This is a genomic window from Vibrio sp. CAU 1672 (assembly GCF_029223195.1).
Classification (GTDB): domain Bacteria; phylum Pseudomonadota; class Gammaproteobacteria; order Enterobacterales; family Vibrionaceae; genus Vibrio.
Map to the genome: position 1 here is coordinate 1 of NZ_JARHUF010000053.1, position 4,974 is coordinate 4,974.

5 protein-coding genes and 2 pseudogenes are annotated in these 4,974 nt (G+C 40.6%); all 7 read left to right on the forward strand.

Annotated features, from left to right (window positions below):
* Window positions 1-121 precede the first annotated feature (121 nt).
* Window positions 122-355, forward strand: a pseudogene (locus tag P2G85_RS21510) (DUF3024 domain-containing protein); the annotation flags it as partial.
* A gap of 726 nt (window positions 356-1,081) precedes the next feature.
* Window positions 1,082-1,876: a hypothetical protein gene (locus tag P2G85_RS21155; RefSeq protein ID WP_275865991.1), complete on the forward strand. Its 795-nt coding sequence runs from the start codon at window positions 1,082-1,084 to the stop codon at window positions 1,874-1,876.
* Between the two features lie 371 nt (window positions 1,877-2,247).
* Entirely contained in the window at window positions 2,248-2,652 is a 405-nt protein-coding gene (locus P2G85_RS21165; RefSeq protein WP_275865992.1) for a hypothetical protein, read from the forward strand.
* Window positions 2,653-2,809: 157 nt separating this feature from the next.
* Window positions 2,810-3,310 (forward strand): opioid growth factor receptor-related protein, encoded by a 501-nt coding sequence (locus tag P2G85_RS21170; RefSeq protein WP_275865993.1) that lies wholly within the window; start codon window positions 2,810-2,812, stop codon window positions 3,308-3,310.
* Window positions 3,311-3,641: 331 nt separating this feature from the next.
* Window positions 3,642-3,869 (forward strand): hypothetical protein, encoded by a 228-nt coding sequence (locus tag P2G85_RS21175; RefSeq protein WP_146029953.1) that lies wholly within the window; start codon window positions 3,642-3,644, stop codon window positions 3,867-3,869.
* Between the two features lie 64 nt (window positions 3,870-3,933).
* Window positions 3,934-4,734, forward strand: coding sequence for a hypothetical protein (locus tag P2G85_RS21180; RefSeq protein ID WP_275865994.1), 801 nt, complete (start codon window positions 3,934-3,936; stop codon window positions 4,732-4,734).
* A 123-nt stretch (window positions 4,735-4,857) separates the two neighbouring features.
* A pseudogene (locus P2G85_RS21185) lies at window positions 4,858-4,974 on the forward strand (acetyltransferase); the annotation flags it as partial.

The following is a 4,974-nucleotide window of genomic DNA, read 5'->3' on the forward strand; positions in this document are numbered from 1 at the left end:
TTTGCTTACGGCGGAGAAAAGTTTTAAAGCAGGGATCAAGAGAAAGCAAAAGAAAGCGAATCGCAGTAATGCGTACCTTTCTCAAGTCCTTGCGGGGCAAGGGGCTTCGTAATCTTGCCCTGAGGGGCAAGTCATCGAAATCTTCGAGATACGTCCTAAGTGGAATGATCCATCCGAAAAAATGGAGTGCCCAGTAGCCAAAGTCAAATATTATAAGTCGCGTGATGCGTGGAAAATTTACTGGATGAAATCCGACCAAAAATGGCATTCGTATGAGCCAGTTCCAGAGATTCAACTTCTAGAAGCTTTCTTGGAAATATTGGAAGACGATACTTATGGGTGTTTCTGGGGATAGAACCAACCACGTACATAACAAACTGTTCAAGAGGGATTCGCAACGCGTGGCATTTTTACTATGCGTTGGTTTTAGTGTTTAAGGCGGTATGCGGCGGCATCGGCATTGCGTTGCTCACCCCTTAACAGGGCGTTATGTTTTAATGGAATTTCAATGGTTTAAATTCCTTTGAGTCGTTCTTTGCCCCTCTAGCCATTCGTTGGGAGTAGACTCAGCAAATCACCATTGTCGATCAGTTCTTAAATCCCTTAACCCGTAAAACATGCCAAGGTTCGCGGGTTGCTTCATTCAAGTTTTCGGGTGGTTTGGTCGTCTTGTTTCTTTGGCTCAAAGTCGCTTTGTACGTATTTCCCAATAAGCTAATAACCTTGGCAGTTGCCTCGGCAAATCGCCATTGTTTTGCGCTGCTGTTGCTAAGGCGCTTGTTGAGGCTTGATCGAGTTGCCTCATTAGCAGGGAAGTGGACTTGCTCGTTTTGGGTTTTGGCGCGTCTGCCGGTCAAGTAAGTTTGAGCTTGTGATTTAGTTCAGAAATCTAGGTTTGCATCTCAGTTCTTTGCCAAGTAAATCAACGAATTGTGCTAAAACATAACAAAGCATTTAAGACGGATTCTCAACGCTTGGCAATTTCAGTTCAGGTCAGCTTTAGTGCTAAATGTGGTAAGGTTTAGGCTTGGGTGGTCGCGTTGTTCACCACTTAATGCGGCGTTAAGTGCACAGGAGAGATATGAGTAAGAAATGTATATTTTGCGACCAAACTGGCATGAGTAAAGAACACTTTTGGCCAGATTGGATGGGTAAGGAACTAGGTAAGTCCCCAACAGACAAATACGTTGAAGGCGTGATAGCTTCTGAACCTAAGTCATCTGATTATGATGAAAAGTTATCTGAACGTTTTGGTAACGTTTCGACAAAGAAATTTAGAGTTGTTTGCACTAAATGTAATAATGGCTGGATGAGTGCATTAGAAGAAAAGGTAAAGCCTATTATAAAAAATGTGCTTTATTCGTGTGATATCGAGCTCAATCGTGATCAAATTAGGTTATTTACACAATGGCTAGTTATGAAAACTATGCTTGCAGAGCATAGCAACAACAATACAGAGTCTACTCCAAAAACCGATTTATTGGAGTTTGGTAAGCACCAAAAAATACCTGATTCATTTCGTATTTATTTAGCAAAACATGATCTCGATGACAACTCGGCTTATTCTCGAACCTCTGTTCGCCTGGGGACATCACATACACAGTCAAGAGAAATTGTTGAACAAGGGAATAACACTCAAGCAACCGCTTTTATAGTTGGACGATTGTTTATTTATGTATTTTCGTGTTCGGATCCTAAAGTGAATATCTTGGGTGATTTTAAACTAAATCGGTTAAAGAGAGTCAGGTTTAATAGATCTAAGCAACTCCCTTTTAAGCATTTAAAAGCAATAGGGGCTAGTGAAGTAAATAGAATTGTATTTGCGCTAGAAAACTACCTTAACTCAGACAAAATAGATAAGGCAGTTGTAGCGTAATGTGCACTTAACAATCTGTTTAAGAGTGATTCGCAACGCGTGGCATTTTTACTATGCGTTGTGTTTAGTGTTTAAGGTGGCATGCGGAAGCATCGGTATTGCGTTGCTCACACCTTAACAGGGCGTTATAAAACAAGGAGTAGACCATCGATATTTTACTCGCAAGGTCAGCTGAATACGAGAACTATGTTGACTATATACTAAGGCAACCGCTGTATGATGGTTCTGATAGGATTCGAGTAAGCAAAATAATGTGCAGCGTATCCTTGGAACATGCTGAAAGTTTAAAGATTCTGCTCGCGACAAGAAACTTCACATCTGCTCTTGGACTCTTGAGGCTTCAGTTCGAGAGTCTAGTTCGGGGAATGTGGGTGTTGTATGCTGCAAGTGACGTAGCAGTAAGCAAACTAACTGCAGAGTTAAATGAAGAAAATCAAAGAAGAGCTAACAACTTGCCGATGTTGAGCGACATGATTAGCCAGTTGGAGAAGAAGGCTCCCACAAATGCAGTAGATCCTATTCTCGAGTTCAAAGAGTATTCTTGGAAACCGCTAAGCTCATACGTTCATGGAGGCTTACATGCTGTTGATAGACATAGCAAAGGGTATCCAGTTGCTATGCTAGAACAGGTTTTGAAAGCATCGAATGGTGTTAACGGCTTAGTTGCCGTATTTGGTTCTATCCTCACAGGTCAAACGAATTTGACTCAAGAAGTATATAAATCATTTGAAACATATGCAGACTGCTTTCAGATGAAGGGACCAATTGTTTTATAACAAAGCATTTAAGAGTGATTCCCAACGCTTGGCATTTTCATTTCAAAGTTGGGTTTAGTGTTTATGGTGCAATGGTTTAGGTTAGGTGGTAGCGTTGCTCACACCTTAATGCGGCGTTAGTGCGCAAAGATAAAAATTACAATAAGCAGGATTTAAAATGAGTGAAATTGCTCGTTTCATATCTGGTAAAGCTCCAGATAAATTTGGTCGCAATGTAGAGCAGTTGTTAGCTTACAACCACTTCTGGCTAGAGCATGATCATAAGTATATTCAAGTTCTTTTCCCGATCGATGAGGGTACTAAGTTCAATCAACATGCTCCTTTGGTAACTCAAGCAGATCGAGAGGCTTTTGCTAACTCAGAAGAATTGCGCATTGCTCACTTAAAAGCACTCGACCTTTTACTCGAGTTTTGGGGATTGCAGCGAGATGGGTGTGAAATTTCTTCATTACTGGAACTAAGCCCTGCTAATCACGTCTGGCTTAAAAGTCATGACCACAACCAACTCCGCCTGACCCGAGCAATTCGTAGTTTGTACTTACTCAGTAATGAGCAGATAGCAGCTAAATTGTGTGACTTTCTAGTAACTGCAGCCAGAGAAACCAGCATGGTTTCAGATAAAACGGTCGAGTATTGGCGTAACGCGCTCAAAGGTTAGGTGAGCGCTGAAAAAGCGCACTAACAAACTGTTCAAGAGGGATTCGCAACGCGTGGCATTTTCACTATGCGTTGGTTTAAGTGATTAAGGTGGTGTGCGGTGGCTTCGGTATTGCGTTGCTCACCCCTTAACAGGGCGTTAGAATACTTGAGTGTGTTATTTCAAAATTTAAAATAAAAGTTGAGAGGTCAGCAAATGTCTTTTGGTGTAATAATACCAATATTAGTCGTTTTAATTTTTGTATGGGTCGCTTACACAATAAAATCCTCACACGAAAAAGCTAATGATAGTTGGAAATCAATCCAGACTATGGAGGAGTATTCTACAGAGTATGCTGATTGCAAAACTAAAAATGGCTTTAAATGTTGTGGTTGCGGTTCAAATAGTATCAAAAATTGGGGAGTTAATGGGGCAAATGATCCTCGGCGTGTGTTCATTTGCAATCATTGCGGTATTAAACTGTATCGTAGCTCGTGAAATTATTCTAACAAAGCATTTAAGAGTGATTCCCAACGCATGGCATTTTTCATTCCATCGTTGGTTTTCGTGTTTACGGTGATCTGGTTAAGTTTCGTGGCAGCGTTGCTCACACCTTAATGCGGCGTTATAAGTCAAAGGTAAATATGGAACATCTATTAGAAGATAAAAATATATTTGTTACACATGACACTGTGTTACCGGATGGACAGTTAGCTAAAGCTGGAAGGAAGATAACCGTAATATCTTCCCAGGGTGAATATAATGGTTACAAGATGCGCGTACCACCTCCTGAGTTTGAAGCGCTTATGTTTTTTAACGCATTAGAAGCTGCATTCAAAGCAGAATTAAGGAAAAAGGAAATTACAGCGCAGCATTGTGAGTCTGATGGAATGTTTGAAATCGATATTTCTGAGGAAAATAGGCAAAAGTTCTTTGAAATGTGTCAACAAGCAATGGCAGCGATAACATTCTCCATAAGCGCTATAGAGTCTTGGGTAAACAAGTCCTTTATTTTGCATGGCAAAGCTAATGGAAAACCCATGCCATTAAAGCTAGAGCGCCCAAAGAAAGATGCGCGCTATGTTTTTACTGATAAGATTGCATCAGATCAAGCTATTCCGATTCGACCTAAATTGTTTCAGTTGGCTCCACAGGTATTTAATGTCCCGCCTCTAAAAGAACATAGTTCTTTAAGGAAGGCGGTATCAGAACTCGTCGATGAACGAAATATTGTAATGCATATGCAGTCAAAGTTATCTATCAGTAGCTTGGATTTTGATAGGGTTAGTTATGCTGTAAAGTTGTACAAGGTTAGCGCTTTTCATGGACCAGAACAGGTCCTCAAGTATCTCAACTATGTCTATGAAAAATCCAGTTTACCTGCTCCTGCGTGGTTAAGTTTCGCAAGTGACAGGTTAAAGGCTTATCGCAAACAGTTGAAATGACTTATAACAATAAATTTAAGAGTGATTCACAACGCTTGGTGCCCTCACTTCAAGTCAGTTTTGTGTTTATGGCACAATGCTTTAAGTAAGGTGTCAGCGTTGTTCACACCTTAATTTGGCGTTATGTGCTTGGAGGAAAAATTAGTAGTGATACGAGAAATGGATATCTCAGATTACCCGCAAGTAATTGAGTTATGGTCAGAAACTGAAGCAATGTTGTTGAGAGATGCTGACTCCCGA